Origin of the sequence: Marivivens donghaensis (assembly GCF_030410045.1) — a bacterium.
GTDB classification, from domain to species: domain Bacteria; phylum Pseudomonadota; class Alphaproteobacteria; order Rhodobacterales; family Rhodobacteraceae; genus Marivivens; species Marivivens donghaensis.
Genome location: NZ_JAUFRA010000004.1, coordinates 197,113 through 211,212, shown reverse-complemented (window position 1 = coordinate 211,212; position 14,100 = coordinate 197,113). Strand labels below are relative to the sequence as shown.

Below are 14,100 nucleotides of genomic sequence, written 5' to 3'. Positions count from 1 at the left end.
GAATGAATGTGGTCGAGAGTTTCACATCGACCCCATCAGTTCGCGACCGATCAGCATACGACGGATTTCCGAGGTGCCCGCGCCGATCTCCATCAGTTTGGCGTCACGGAACAGACGGCTGACCGCACTGTCATTCATAAAGCCCGCACCGCCCATCGCTTGAACGGCCTGATGCGCCTGAACCATCGCCTGCTCGGACGAATAGAGCACGCAGGCAGCGGCGTCCTGACGGGTCACTTGACCACGGTCACAGGCTTTGGCCACTTCGTAAACATAAGCTCGCGCGGTATTCAGCGCGGTATACATGTCCGCGATTTTACCCTGCATCAGCTGGAAGTTCCCGATGGGCTGTCCAAACTGTTTGCGGGTCGCGAGGTAGGGCATAATCTCGTCCATACAGGCCGCCATGATGCCCGTGCCGATCCCGGCGAGAACAACGCGTTCGTAGTCGAGACCAGACATGAGAACGCGAACGCCTTTGCCCTCTTCGCCCAGAACGTTTTCGAACGGGACCTCGACATCGTCGAACACCAGTTCAGCCGTGTTCGATCCGCGCATCCCCATTTTGTCAAAGTGCTTGGACGTGCTGAACCCCTTCATCGACTTCTCGACGATAAAGGCGGTGATGCCTTTGGGACCAGCGGCAGGGTCGGTCTTGGCATAAACGACCAGCGTATCGGCGTCAGGGCCGTTGGTGATCCAGTATTTGTTGCCGTTCAGACGGTAGTGATCGTTCCGCTTTTCCGCGCGGAGCGACATGGACACCACGTCCGACCCAGCGCCCGCTTCGGACATCGCCAGCGCACCGACATGATCACCAGAGATCAGACCAGGCAGGTATTTCTGTTTCTGTTCGTGCGTGCCGTTCAGTTTGATCTGGTTCACGCAGAGGTTCGAATGTGCACCGTAGGACAGCGATACCGATGCCGACGCCCGTGCGATTTCTTCGACCACGATGGTGTGGGCCAGATAAGACAGCCCAGCGCCGCCGTATTCCTCGGGCACGGTGATACCCAAAAGGCCAAGGTCGCCCATTTCCTTCCACAGCTCTGCGGGAAATTCGTTGGACTGATCCACATGGGTCGCCATCGGCTTGACCCGATCCTGCGCCCACGAATGGACGGTATCGCGAATGGCCTCGACCTCTTCTCCCAGATCGAATCTCATCGACGCGGTGAACATATGCATTCCTCCCTGCGCTTTATTGAACGCTTGTTCATTTCTAGGCGCAGAATTCGAGTCGCGTCAATCCACCGTTTTCACATGACGGTTAGTTCAGGCCGAATTCAGAAAGGTCGAGCACCCGCGCATCACGGCGTTCATTGGCCGTAAGCGGATATTTTCGCAGGATCATTTCGTAATTGAGCTTCACCCGCGTGCCCCATCCAGACTGGAGCGATTTCATCAAACGAACATGCCCTTCCATCCACGTTTGACGCGAATAGTCATCCAAACCGACCCCAAAATCGCCACGCGCCCGTAGCCGAGTCCATAGGTTGGCGCGTTTGGTCTGACGGGTCTTTTTCTCGGCTTCGCGGGCAAAGCGCGCGGTCAGAATTTCCATGCAGAGGAATACGACCTCGTGTCCATCAACAACGCGGCGGTCCCGTTCGACACCGCGTTCGGTGATCACCCACGTAAATATAGGGCCATCCCCCAAAACAGCAGGCCAGCCGTCGCCTGTGGGTTCTGTCGCCAAAGAAAATTCAGGCATTGGCCGTTTCAACTGCGCCAAAAATCCGCGAATTTCCTCTTCGACGTCGACCCGTTTCACGGTGTTTTCGCTTCTTGCTGCCAAACGGCATTCACCTCGGCACGAATGATCCGAGCGATCTGCGCACAATCCTCAAGCGAGAAGGTCAGCGGCAAACGCATGTCCATGATCCCCGCGAGGATACGATCGGTCTGAGGCATCGGTTTGCAATCTGCATAGCGCCAACTGCTGTATTTCGACGTAAACCCAACGGGTTCTTCATTACCGAACCATTTCAGTTCAACCCCACGCGCCGCACATCGTCCAATGACATCGCGGATTTTGTCGGGCGCCCAGTCCAACAACAGAAACTGGAACGAGGACGCGACAAAGCCCTCTTCTTCAGGGCGATCAATGAGCGTCAGACCCTTAGTGCCGCGCAATCCCGCCTCGACGACGCGGTACCGCGCGTTCCATTTCCCACATTGTTCGTTCAGCCGCCGCAACTGCGGACGCAAGATCGCAGCCCGCAAATTATCCATGCGGCCCGAGATGTTCGGGGTCTCATACTTGATCTGCGCGAAAATCTCTGGCTTGGGCGCAGCACGGTGCCGATCAAAAAGCATATAGCTCCCCGACAGCATGATCGCACGTGCCATGGCTTGGGCGTCATCGCTGATCAATAGACCGCCTTCGCCCGAATTCATGTGCTTATAAGTCTGCGTCGAATAGCAGCCGAAGGTGCCGAACCGACCCGAAGGGATTGTGTGCCACGTGGCCCCCATCGTATGGGCGCAATCCTCGATCACGGTAACGCCTGCCGCGCCACAAATGCGCATCAGTTCGTCCATATCGCAGATGTGCCCACGCATATGGGACAAGAGCAGCACCTTAGCCTGCCCGATCTTTGCACGCAGGTCATTAAGGTCGATCACCAACCCCTCATCCACATCGACATAGATCGGCTTTGCCCCGACGGCTGCAATCGCACCGGGAACTGGGGCGAGCGTGAAGGCATTGGTTAACACAGGATCACCCTGTTTCACCCCAACCGCCCTTAGGGCAGTTGTCATCGCATACCCGCCCGAGGCAACGGCGAGACAATATTTCGCCCCCATGGCTTCGGCGAATTCTTCCTCAAGAAGAGCAGTTTCCGCAATTTCGTCACCCACCGTGTTGTAACGGTGCAAACGCCCCGTTTGCATGACACGAACGGCGGCCTCGATCGCCTCTTCGGGGATCGGTTCCTGCTGGGTGAAAGAGCCTGTGAATACTTCAGTCATACCAATACGGTGGCTGATCGCCCTCAAAGGGTCAATGGGTTACGACAGGAGTTCTGCTGCGACAGCAGGCAGTTCGCTATAGTGATAGATCAGCGCATCGGGGTTTAGGTCGGCGACCGCCATTCCAGCAGGACCAAAGGTGACCATCACACTCGGGACATTCATCGCCCGCGATGTATCGAGGTCTGTGATACTGTCACCAACCAAAAGCGACCGCATCGGATCACCCCCTGCCCGTTCAACCGCTGCCCGCAATGGCGCAGGGTCTGGTTTGCGAACGGGCAGCGTGTCTGCGCCGATCAGCGATCCAAACGCGCTCCGCACGCCCAGCGCGTCGAGCACCGCAATCGCGAGGCCTTCGGGTTTGTTGGTGCAAACACCCACAGCGAACCCATCGGATTTCAACTGCTCTACCGCCTCCATCGCGCCATCATAAAGGGTCGTATGAGTGGCAACATCCTGAGCGTAGGCCTGCAACAAGACAGGATACTGACGATCTATCTCTGCTGGGTCGATGTCTCCAGCGCGCTTGAACCCTTCGGTCAGCATCATTCTGCCACCACGGACGGCAATCGCTGCGTCCTGCGTTGGATCAAGCAAATCACCCAGCCCAAGCCCACGAAAACAGGTGTTTGCGGCATTGATGAGGTCGACACTGGTATCCGCCAAGGTCCCGTCCAAGTCGAAAATAACAGTGCGCATAGCCATCCCCATTTCAGTTTTGCCACAGGTGTAACGAAGCGAAAGGTGATGTGAAGCCCCAAATCTTGCGGTAAGCCCCAAGGAACGCCATACAGGGGCAAATTTTAAGAGGCGAATATGAGTAATTCTTTAATCGTTTTGGCTGCGGGTATGGGGACACGGATGAACTCCGACCTGCCCAAGGTTCTGCATAAAATCGCGGGTGCCCCGCTCGTCGTTCATGCGATGAAATCTGGCGAGGCTTTGGGGCTTGACCACACGGTTGTTGTCGTGGGTCATGGTGGCGAGGCGGTTGAGGCTGCGGTCAAAGACTGGAACCCCGATGCGGTCGTTGTCACCCAAGAAGAACAGCTCGGTACGGGGCACGCAGCGCTACAAGCGCGTGAGGCGCTGGCTGGGATCGAAGGCAACGCTTTCGTGGCTTTTGGCGACACGCCGTTCATTCGCCCTGAAACTCTGCAATCCATGCTCGACGCTCGCGCAACACATGACGTCATCGTTCTCGGGTTCGAGGTTTACGATCCGACCGTCCGTTATGGCCGCCTGATCACCGATGGCGATAACCTGACGGGGATTGTGGAATTCAAAGACGCGACAGAGGCACAACGCGAAATTCCGCTCTGCAATTCGGGCGTGATCTGCGTTGATACGCAGCTGTTGTTCTCTCTCCTTGATGAAGTCGGCAACGACAATGCCTCGGGCGAATATTACCTGCCCGATATTGTTGGCATCGCCCGCAACCGTGGTCTGTCCGCGACCGTTGTGCGCTGTGACGAGGCTGAAACGCTTGGCATCAACACGCGCGCAGAACTCGCCCGCGCTGAACAAATGTTCCAAAACGCGATGCGGGCAGAGGCGATGGAAAACGGCGTGACCTTGCACGCCCCAGAAACCGTTATCTTTGCGCACGACACCGTCATTGGCCGCGATGCAATCATTGAGCCGAACGTTGTCTTTGGCCCCCGCGTGACCGTAGAATCCAACGCAACCATCCGTGCCTTTTCACACCTCGAAGGGTGCCACGTCAGCCGTGGTTCCACCGTTGGCCCCTTTGCGCGTCTCCGCCCCGGTGCGGAACTCAACGAAGACGTCCATATTGGCAACTTTGTTGAGATCAAAAACGCGACGATTGATGAGGGCGCGAAGGTCAACCACCTCACCTACATCGGCGATGCCTTCATCGGCAAAAAGACCAACGTCGGCGCGGGCACGATCACCTGCAACTACGACGGCGTGTTCAAACATAAGACCACCATCGGCGCGAACAGCTTTATCGGTTCTGCAACGATGCTGGTTGCCCCTGTCACGGTCGGCAATAACGCCATGACCGCCACGGGCACTGTTGTGACCAAAGATATTCCAGATGGCGCAATGGCCATCGCGCGGACCAAGCAGGAGAATAAGGCTGGGTTCGCTGTTAAATTATTTGAAATGCTCAAAGCCAAAAAGGCAAAGGGGTCCTAATTATGTGTGGGATTGTAGGAGTTCTCGGCAATCACGAAGCCGCGCCAATTTTGGTGGAAGCGTTGAAACGTCTCGAATACCGCGGGTATGACTCTGCGGGTATTGCAACCGTGAACAATGGCGTCCTAGATCGCCGTCGGGCAGTTGGTAAATTGGTGAACCTGTCCGACCGTCTGGTGCATGAACCGCTTGCTGGTAAGGCAGGTATTGGTCACACCCGTTGGGCCACCCACGGCGCAGCCACCGAGGTCAACGCGCACCCGCACCGTTCGGGCAAAGTCGCCGTTGTCCACAACGGCATCATCGAGAACTTCCGCGAACTGCGCGAATTCCTCGCGGAACATGGCATCGCCCATGAAACCGATACCGATACGGAAACGGTTGCCCTCCTCGCGCAGCATTTTGTGGCGCAGGGGCAAAGCCCCCGTGAGGCCGCACAGAACACCATCGCCCGCCTCGAAGGGGCCTATGCGCTCTGTCTGTTGTTTGAAGGCGAAGAAGATCTGTTGATCGCGGCACGCAAGGGCAGCCCCCTCGCCATCGGTCACGGCACTGGTGAGATGTTCGTTGGGTCTGACGCGATTGCGCTCGCGCCGCTGACCGACACCATCACCTACCTCGACGAAGGCGACTGGGCGGTGATCACGCGCACCTCGCTCGAAATTCGGGATGCGGATGGCGAGCAGGTCAATCGCGAAGTGCGCAAGGTCAACATCGACGCGGCCCGCATCGACAAAGGTGGCTACAAACACTTCATGGCCAAAGAGATCGCCGAACAGCCGGTCGTCATGTCCGAAGTGCTGAACCGCTATCTCAAAGGCGATACCGTCACTCTGCCTGATGGCGGCCTAGATTTCACGCGGATCAATCGTCTGACGTTGGTCGCTTGTGGCACCGCATTCTACGCCTGTAACGTCGCCAAATACTGGTTCGAACAGATCGCTGGCCTGCCCGTCGAAATCGACGTGGCATCCGAATTCCGCTACCGCGAGCCGCCGATCACCGAAGGCACTGTTGCGCTCTTTGTCAGCCAGTCTGGCGAAACCGCTGATACCCTCGCCGCCCTACGCTATTGCGCGGGCAAAGCGGACAAGATAGTCGCCGTGGTCAACGTACCAGAAAGCTCCATTGCACGGGAAAGCGATCTGGTCCTGCCGATCCTTGCTGGCGTTGAAGTTGGCGTTGCCTCTACCAAGGCCTTCACCAACCAACTTATGACCCTCGCTATGCTGGTCCTCAGTGCCGCCCGTCAGCGCGGGCGTTTGACCGATGCAGAACTGGCGGAAAAGATCACTGCCCTGCGTGCCCTACCTGGGATCGTCAACACCGCACTGACCATCGAAGCCCGTTGTGAAACGCTTTCGCATAAGCTGGCAGAGGCACGTGACATCCTGTTCTTGGGTCGTGGCCAGATGTACCCGCTCGCGCTTGAGGGTGCACTGAAACTCAAAGAAATCAGCTACATCCACGCTGAGGCTTATGCATCGGGCGAATTGAAACACGGGCCCATCGCCCTTGTGGACCAGCACGTTCCAGTGATTGTCATGGCGCCCCGTGATGCACTATTCGACAAGACCGTGAGCAATATGCAAGAGGTCATGGCCCGTGGTGGTCAGGTCCTCTTGGTCACGGATAAGAAAGGCGCGGATGAGGCTGGCGAAGGCGTCTGGCAGACCTTGATCATGCCAGAGGTCGACGACTTCCTTGCCCCGATCCTCTATGCGGTCCCTGCGCAAATGTTGGCCTATTACACAGCCGTTGCCAAAGGCACCGACGTGGACCAGCCGCGTAACCTCGCGAAGTCGGTGACGGTCGAATAATGGCGAAACAGTTTCCGTCCTTTGATGACAACACTCGCGGATTTGCCGAAGCGCAGCACATCTACTTTGTTGCGACCGCAGCGGCGGATGGTCGGGTCAATCTGTCACCCAAGGGCGGGGACAGCCTGCGCATTCTGGGGCCTAATCGTCTGATCTGGCGGAACCTGACGGGGTCCGGCAATGAAACTGCAGGGCATCTTCGCGAAAACACCCGCATGACGGTTATGTGGTGCGGTTTCGAAAAACGCCCCCTGATCCTGCGCGCCTATGGCACCGCACGCGCGGTTCATGTTGGGGACGCGGATTGGGCCGAGCTGAACAGCCATTTTGACGCTCATGTGGGTGCACGGCAAATCTACGACCTGAACGTCGACCTCGTACAAACCTCGTGTGGCTATGCCGTCCCCTATTTCGATCACCAAGGTCATCGTGAGACCTTGGACACGTGGTCGGACGGCAAAGGCGAGGCAGGCATTCACGACTATTGGAACGAGAAGAACCGCGTCACGATTGACGGCAAACCCACTGGAATTGAGGATTATATCTGATGTGGCCCGCACCTATTACGCTTTCGGACACCGCCGTCACGCTGGCTCCACTAAGCCAAGACCACGCAGCCGATCTGATTGAGGCCGCCGCTGATGGTGAGTTGTGGAAGCTCTGGTACACGACGATCCCTGCCCCCGATGGGGTTGAGGCAGAAATTGATCGTCGTTTGGGTCTAATGGACGAGGGATCGATGCTGCCCTTCGCGATCCTCACCCCCGAGGGCAATGCCGTCGGCATGACGACTTATATGAACATCGACGCTGATAATAAGCGTCTGGAAATCGGGTCCACGTGGTATCGCAAGTCGGTCCAGCGCGGCCCGATGAACACCCAAGTCAAACGGCTGATGCTCACTCACGCGTTCGAGGCGTTGGGCTGCAACGCTGTCGAACTCCGCACCCATTTCATGAACCATCAAAGCCGCGCTGCAATTGAACGGCTTGGCGCGAAACTCGATGGCGTACTTCGGTCGCATTTGGTGATGGCTGATGGATCGCTCCGCGATACCTGCGTCTATTCGATCCTTGCGCACGAATGGCCTACGGTGAAAACGCACCTCACTTGGCAACTCGAAAAGCCACGGGACTGATATGACCATCGACGATATCCTCGCCCAACTCGACGCGCTGGCAAATCCCGCTGACGCGATTGAGATGGCGAAATACCACAAGACCACGCGCCGCGTTTTGGGGATCAAAGTGCCCGTTCTCACGGACCTGTCCAAAGAGATCCGCGAGGCTGTGACGCTGGACGAACGCCTCGCGCTCTGTGCCGACCTCTGGGCCACTGATGTTCATGAAACGCGCATCCTCGCCGCTAAACTTCTGGAACAAGCCCGCATCCGCCCCGACGACACAGCGGCGTGGGACTTGATCGCATCATGGGTGCCCGATTTTGACGGCTGGGCCATCGCTGATCACGTTTGCAAATCGGGTGAAAAACGCCTGATCGCTGATCCTTCGCGGATTGATCAGGTCGAAAACTGGACCGTCTCACCCCATATGTGGACCCGCCGCGCGGCCCTCGTCATCACCTTACCGTGGACGAAAATGACCTTCCCCAAAGAGGCCGGCCTCGCGATCCGTGAACGCATTCTCGATTGGGCTGGCAGTTATGTGCGCGACCACGATTGGTTCATTCAAAAGGCCATCGGCTGGTGGCTGCGCGATCTGTCGAAACGTGATCCTGATCGGGTGCGCAGCTTTATCGACGCCCATGGCGCCGCGATGAAGCCCTTCGCCCGCAAAGAAGCTCTCCGTTTGATAAAAGACTAGAGCGCGACTTTGGTCGGATAGATAAAAATCATCTATCGCTTGCCCCTTGCAGGAGCGCATGCACCGCCCTACCTTCGCGGTCATGGAAAAGCAGCTCATCGATCCCTTCGCACGCGCGATTAAATACCTTAGGGTGTCCGTTACAGACCGTTGCGATTTCCGCTGCGTCTATTGCATGTCCGAGAATATGGAGTTTCTCCCCAAAAAGGACCTCCTGACGCTCGAAGAGTTGGATCGGCTGTGCAGCGCCTTTATCGGTCTTGGCGTCGAAAAGTTGCGGATTACGGGCGGCGAACCGCTCGTTCGGCGCGGGATCATAACATTTTTCAACGCTATGACGCGCCACCTCGACAGTGGCGCGCTCAAGGAACTGACGCTAACCACAAACGGCAGCCAGTTGGCGAAATACGCGGACGACCTCTATGCGGCAGGCGTCCGGCGCGTGAACGTATCGCTCGACACTCTCGACGATCAGAAATTCGCCGATATCACCCGCTGGGGCCGCCTGCCCCAAGTGATCAAAGGGATTGATGCCGCGCAAAAAGCAGGGCTGCGCGTTAAAATCAACGCAGTTGCGCTGAAGGGCTTCAACGAGGACGAACTCTTTACTTTGCAGAGCTGGTGCGCCGAACGTGACATGGACCTTACCTTTATTGAGGTGATGCCGATGGGCGATATTGGGAACGAGGATCGTCTGGGCCAATATTGGTCGCTCAATGATCTACGCAAGCAACTGGCCGAACGGTTTACGCTCACAGATCTGGCGGAACGATCAGGCGGGCCTGCGCGGTATATCCGCATCGAAGAAACAGGCCAAAAGATCGGCCTCATCACGCCGATGTCGCATAACTTCTGCGAAAGCTGTAACCGCGTACGGATCACTTGCACGGGCGAGATTTACACCTGTCTGGGGCAAGAAGGTCATTCCGACCTGCGCGAACCGCTCCGCGCGTCAAATGACGACGCTGTGCTAGAGGCCGCCATTCACCGCGCGATCGGTCTGAAACCCAAAGGCCACGACTTCGATTATTCGCGTCAGACGGTCGATGGCCGCGTCAGCCGCCATATGAGCCACACAGGCGGTTAACGCGCCGTAAATTCGCGGTTCAGCGCGTCCTGATCGTAAACGGTCGTTACCCATTCGCGCAGGCCGATGCCCGTCGCGTCATGCGCTTTGCGATAGTTTTCGAAAAACAGGTCCAGCACGCCCGTTTTCGACCATTTGAAATGCAAATACTTGCTGCTTAGGTGTGCGCTGGCATCCTCGACCGACACGCCCAGCATCTCGGTCAGGTAAATCACAGCGGCAAGCCCCGTGCGGTCAGCACCCGATTTACAGTGGATCAGAACCGGCTTTTCCGCCGTTTCCATGACATCCATGAATCTAACGATCTGATCGGGGTTCGGGGCGCTACGAGCGGACATGCCGATCGTGATGACCTTCATCCCATATTTTTCAGCCGCCTCAGCCGATAGAAGCGATGTTGGGATATTCGCGCCGCCTCGAAGGTTAATCACCGTCTTAATACCCATATCCGCCATTTCGGCCATACGTTCAGGGCTAGGATGGTTAGACCGATAAACCCCTTCGGCGATCTGGTCGAAATTTGTCCAGCGCACGCGTAAGAACCCATGGTCAATCCACTTTGCATAATAGTGCGCGCGCTCGCGGTCTTCTGCGGTCACGATGGGCTTTTCATAGGATTTATTGCGGGCTTTTTCCCAAGCCTTCGCCTTATTCCAGAGGTTCTTTAGCATACCCTGCCCTTTATCGATCGCTGGCATCATTTGGGCTATGGGGCCTCAGAATGCAACCTTTCATCCCCAGATTGCCGATTGCAGGGCGCCCCGTTCCCGATTAGGTCTAGAACAAATTCGTTTTGGAGTTACACATGGAAATCGCTGGCCGCAAAATCGGACCTGACTACCCCCCTCTCGTCATCGCTGAAATCGGTATCAACCACGGCGGCGACCTGAACGTGGCCAAGGAAATGGTGCGCCTCGCTGCTTTGTCTGGCTGTGAGATGATCAAGCACCAGACCCATATCATCGAAGATGAGATGACCGATGAGGCAAAGTCGATCTTCCCCCCGAACGCGGACGTGTCGATCTGGCACGTGATGGAACGTTGCGCCCTGTCCAAAGACGAAGAGGCAGAGCTGAAACGCTATTCTGAAGAACTGGGGATGATCTGGATTTCGACCCCGTTCAGCCGCGCTGCTGCCGACTTCCTAGAAGAACTCGACGTTGCCGCCTATAAGATTGGCTCTGGTGAGGCGGATAACCTCCCCCTCATTCGCCATATCGCGAAGAAGGGCAAACCTGTGATCATGTCGACAGGGATGCAAACCATCGACACGATCCGCGCCTCGGTTCAAATCCTCGAAGATGCGGGCGTTGAGTACGCTCTTCTCGAATGCACAAACCTCTACCCGTCGCCTGCCGAAATCGTTTCGCTGCGTGGCGTTACCGACCTGAAAAACGCATTCCCGAATGCAGTCGTCGGTTTCTCTGACCACTCGATCGGGCCGGAAATGGCGCTGGCGTCGGTGGCTTTGGGTGCTAGCATCCTAGAACGCCACTACACCGATACGCGCTATCGCAAAGGTCCAGATATCATCAACTCGATGGACCCGTCCGAACTGCGCCACATCATCGACCGCTCCAAAGAGATTTGGATCGCAGCGAACAACCCGAAGCAACGCACCGAAGCCGAAGAGCCTGTTTATGCCTTCGCACGTGCCTCGGTCGTGGCAGATAAGGACCTTCCCGAAGGTCACGTCATCTCCGAAGCCGACATCTGGGCGCGTCGCCCTGGTTCCGGTGAAATCGCTGGCTACGAGTTTGATAAGGTCGTCGGCAAAACGCTGACTCGTGCAGTGACACGGAACACCCAGCTAAAGTGGAGCGATTTGCGTTAGCATTTCGCTAACCCTTTGCGCTAAAAGAGCAGTCATGACCCGTTCCATTCTCTTCGTCACTGGCACTCGTGCCGATTTTGGCAAGCTAGAGCCACTTGCGATTGCGTGCCGCGACGCGGGCTTTGATGTGTCGTTTTTTGTGACGGGCATGCATATGCTCGAACAATACGGCATGACAAAGATTGAGGTTCATCGTGTCCCCGGCGTTCAGGTGCACGAGTTCCTGAACCAACGGGCGGGCGATCCGCAGGATATGATCCTTGCGAAAACTGTGATCGGGTTTTCTGACTTCTGTATGGAGCACAAACCCGACCTCGTCGTGATCCACGGCGATCGGATCGAAGCGCTCGCTTGTGCGCTGGTCTGCGCCACCAACTACATCCGTTCGGCGCATATCGAGGGCGGTGAAGTGTCGGGCACGATTGACGAGGTGTTCCGTCACTGTAACTCCAAACTCGCGAGCCACCATTTCGTGTCCTCGCAGGATGCAGGCCGCCGAGTTATGGCGCTGGGTGAACCCGAAGGGGCGATCCATGTGATCGGCTCACCTGAGTTGGATTTCCATTCCCAACCGTCGGGCGTGACGATTGACGACGTGAAAGCGCGCTATGCCATCCCGTTTGACGACTTTGGCATCGTGGTTTTCCATCCCGTCACCTCTGAGGCTGAGACGATGGGCGATCAGGCCGCGTCGCTGTATGCGGAACTGGTAGCCTCTGGGAAATCCTACGTCGTGATCGCACCGAACAACGATCCCGGAACGGATGGTATTCTGGCTGCAATGGACACCCTGCCAAAGGATCGGTTCCGCATTCTGCCCTCCATGCGCTTTGCCCATTTCTCGGAACTGATGCGCAATGCCTCGGCGATGATCGGCAACAGCAGCGCGGGCGTGCGCGAGGCTCCGTTTATCGGGATCCCGTCTTTGGACGTCGGCACCCGACAAACGAACCGCGCACAGGCCAAAAGCATCCGCCACGTCTCTGCCTATGACCGCGCCGCGATTGCAGAGTTCCTCGCCTCGAACTGGGGCAATCGCTATGACCGCCATGCGGCCTTTGGCGAAGGCAGCGCGGCAGAGCGTTTCATGACGATCCTCGGGAAAGAGAGTTTCTGGTCAGGGTCCTTGCAAAAAGCGTTTACGGACAGTGAGTAAGCCGCCGTTTTCCCTGCGTCTTTTGATGATTGCGACGGGGGTGATCGAACCCATTGCGCCGATCATCCTCAAACGCAGGCTCAAACGCGGCAAAGAACACCCGACGCGCTGGCGTGAAAAGCTCGGCTACCCAAGCGCCCACCGCCCCAACGGGCCACTCATTTGGATGCACGGCGTTGGCGTGGGCGAGGTTATGGCCCTGCGCGGGTTGATCCTCATGATGCGCGAGATGCGGTCAGACCTGCAGTTTTTGGTGACCTCGACCGCGCTCAATTCGGCCACAGCATGGGATCGCAACTCGATTGACGGCGCGGTCCATCAGTTTCTCCCCATTGATCTACCTAATGCTATGGATCGGTTCCTCGACCACTGGAAACCTGACCTTGCGATCTGGGCCGAACAAGACCTCTGGCCTGCGATGGTCTGGCGGGTGGCGGAACGTGGGATTGGGCAAGCCATCGTCAACGCTCGTCTTAACAACGATGCGTTTGAGAAAAGGGCCAAGGCCGCTGAGGTTTACGGCGCGGCGCTCTCTCGGATCGCGATCATCGATGCCCAAGATGATGAAACTGCCACGAACTTGACCAAACTTGGCGGTCGCGATGTGACGGTTTCGGGATCGCTCAAACCGATTGCCCCGCCTTTATCTGATTGGCCTGTAAAACGCGCTGCGATTGAACGAGGCCTGAACGGGCGGTCACTATGGCTCTGCGCGTCGAGCCACCCTGCGGACGAAGCGATTGCGCTCGATGCTCAAACCCAACGAACGGGTAGCCTCTTGGTGATTGCCCCGCGTCGCCCAAAGCGCACCGACGACATCGTCGCGGCGGCGACAGAACGCGGGCTAAAGGTGGCCATAGGCGCGGATAGCGCATCACTGCGGGATGCAGATGTCATCATCGACAACAGCTTTGGACAAATGGGGCTCTGGTATCGGATGGCAGAGTTCGCGCTGATCGGTGGCACCTTCTGCGACATTGAGGGCCATAACCCGTGGGAAGCCGTCAACCTGAATTGCCCCGTTCTGCACGGTCCACGCACCGCGAATTTCGCATTTGACTACAGAATGCTCGACGGTGTCGGTGGCGCCCTAGCCATCAACGGGTCGACAGATATCGTCGCCTTGGACCCCGCAACACTCTCTGCGCAAACACGTGCCGCAACGACATTGATTGCCGCAGAGCGGGATCGAAAACTTGATCTGGCGGCCCGTCTCGTTTCGTTGATAAACTAACGCA

14 protein-coding genes are annotated in these 14,100 nt (G+C 57.2%); 9 read left to right on the top strand and 5 right to left on the bottom strand.

From position 1 onward, the window contains the following. Positions 1–21: 21 nt before the first annotated feature. The 4 genes from QWY83_RS04470 to QWY83_RS04455 form a co-directional block, all read right to left on the bottom strand. Positions 22–1,182, bottom strand: coding sequence for an isovaleryl-CoA dehydrogenase (locus QWY83_RS04470; RefSeq protein WP_249946562.1), 1,161 nt, complete (start codon positions 1,180–1,182; stop codon positions 22–24). 88 nt (positions 1,183–1,270) lie between these two features. Further along, complete coding sequence (locus QWY83_RS04465; protein WP_249946409.1) at positions 1,271–1,774, bottom strand: Imm63 family immunity protein; 504 nt, start codon at positions 1,772–1,774, stop codon at positions 1,271–1,273. Continuing rightward, on the bottom strand, positions 1,771–2,976 hold the full coding sequence (locus QWY83_RS04460) for a DegT/DnrJ/EryC1/StrS family aminotransferase (protein ID WP_249946410.1): 1,206 nt from the start codon (positions 2,974–2,976) through the stop codon (positions 1,771–1,773). The genes QWY83_RS04465 and QWY83_RS04460 overlap by 4 nt, the downstream gene beginning before the upstream one ends. Positions 2,977–3,015: 39 nt before the next feature. Further along, entirely contained in the window at positions 3,016–3,678 is a 663-nt protein-coding gene (locus QWY83_RS04455; protein WP_249946411.1) for an HAD-IA family hydrolase, read from the bottom strand. Between the two features lie 117 nt (positions 3,679–3,795). Between QWY83_RS04455 and glmU the strand changes: the two genes are divergently transcribed. The 6 genes from glmU (at position 3,796) to moaA (ending at position 9,872) form a co-directional block, all read left to right on the top strand. Beyond that, the gene (gene glmU, locus QWY83_RS04450) at positions 3,796–5,142 is read left to right on the top strand and encodes a bifunctional UDP-N-acetylglucosamine diphosphorylase/glucosamine-1-phosphate N-acetyltransferase GlmU (protein ID WP_249946412.1); all 1,347 of its coding nucleotides are present in this window, start codon (positions 3,796–3,798) and stop codon (positions 5,140–5,142) included. A gap of 2 nt (positions 5,143–5,144) precedes the next feature. Continuing rightward, positions 5,145–6,962 (top strand): glutamine--fructose-6-phosphate transaminase (isomerizing), encoded by a 1,818-nt coding sequence (gene glmS / locus QWY83_RS04445; RefSeq protein ID WP_249946413.1) that lies wholly within the window; start codon positions 5,145–5,147, stop codon positions 6,960–6,962. Next, positions 6,962–7,510, top strand: coding sequence for a pyridoxamine 5'-phosphate oxidase family protein (locus QWY83_RS04440; RefSeq protein ID WP_249946414.1), 549 nt, complete (start codon positions 6,962–6,964; stop codon positions 7,508–7,510). The genes glmS and QWY83_RS04440 overlap by 1 nt, the downstream gene beginning before the upstream one ends. After that, positions 7,510–8,100: a GNAT family N-acetyltransferase gene (locus tag QWY83_RS04435; RefSeq protein ID WP_249946415.1), complete on the top strand. Its 591-nt coding sequence runs from the start codon at positions 7,510–7,512 to the stop codon at positions 8,098–8,100. Before QWY83_RS04440 ends, QWY83_RS04435 begins: the two co-directional genes overlap by 1 nt. A 1-nt stretch (position 8,101) precedes the next feature. Further along, positions 8,102–8,785: a DNA alkylation repair protein gene (locus QWY83_RS04430; RefSeq protein WP_249946416.1), complete on the top strand. Its 684-nt coding sequence runs from the start codon at positions 8,102–8,104 to the stop codon at positions 8,783–8,785. 82 nt (positions 8,786–8,867) lie between these two features. Continuing rightward, a complete protein-coding gene (gene moaA / locus QWY83_RS04425; protein WP_249946563.1) occupies positions 8,868–9,872 on the top strand; it encodes a GTP 3',8-cyclase MoaA in 1,005 nt (334 codons plus the stop codon). On the opposite strand, the gene QWY83_RS04420 is transcribed toward moaA, so the two are convergent. Further along, positions 9,869–10,570 carry a fused DSP-PTPase phosphatase/NAD kinase-like protein gene (locus tag QWY83_RS04420; protein WP_249946417.1) on the bottom strand — a complete coding sequence of 234 codons (702 nt, stop codon included), beginning with the start codon at positions 10,568–10,570 and terminating at the stop codon, positions 9,869–9,871. The genes moaA and QWY83_RS04420 overlap by 4 nt on opposite strands. A 107-nt stretch (positions 10,571–10,677) precedes the next feature. Here QWY83_RS04420 and QWY83_RS04415 point away from each other — a divergent pair, with 107 nt between their 5' ends. From QWY83_RS04415 to QWY83_RS04405, 3 genes are read left to right on the top strand one after another with little or no spacing between them, the layout of a single operon-like run. Next, a complete protein-coding gene (locus tag QWY83_RS04415) occupies positions 10,678–11,706 on the top strand; it encodes an N-acetylneuraminate synthase family protein (protein WP_249946418.1) in 1,029 nt (342 codons plus the stop codon). A gap of 34 nt (positions 11,707–11,740) precedes the next feature. Then, positions 11,741–12,862, top strand: coding sequence for a UDP-N-acetylglucosamine 2-epimerase (gene neuC / locus QWY83_RS04410; protein WP_249946419.1), 1,122 nt, complete (start codon positions 11,741–11,743; stop codon positions 12,860–12,862). Beyond that, positions 12,855–14,096 carry a 3-deoxy-D-manno-octulosonic acid transferase gene (locus QWY83_RS04405; RefSeq protein ID WP_249946420.1) on the top strand — a complete coding sequence of 414 codons (1,242 nt, stop codon included), beginning with the start codon at positions 12,855–12,857 and terminating at the stop codon, positions 14,094–14,096. Before neuC ends, QWY83_RS04405 begins: the two co-directional genes overlap by 8 nt. Positions 14,097–14,100: the final 4 nt, after the last annotated feature.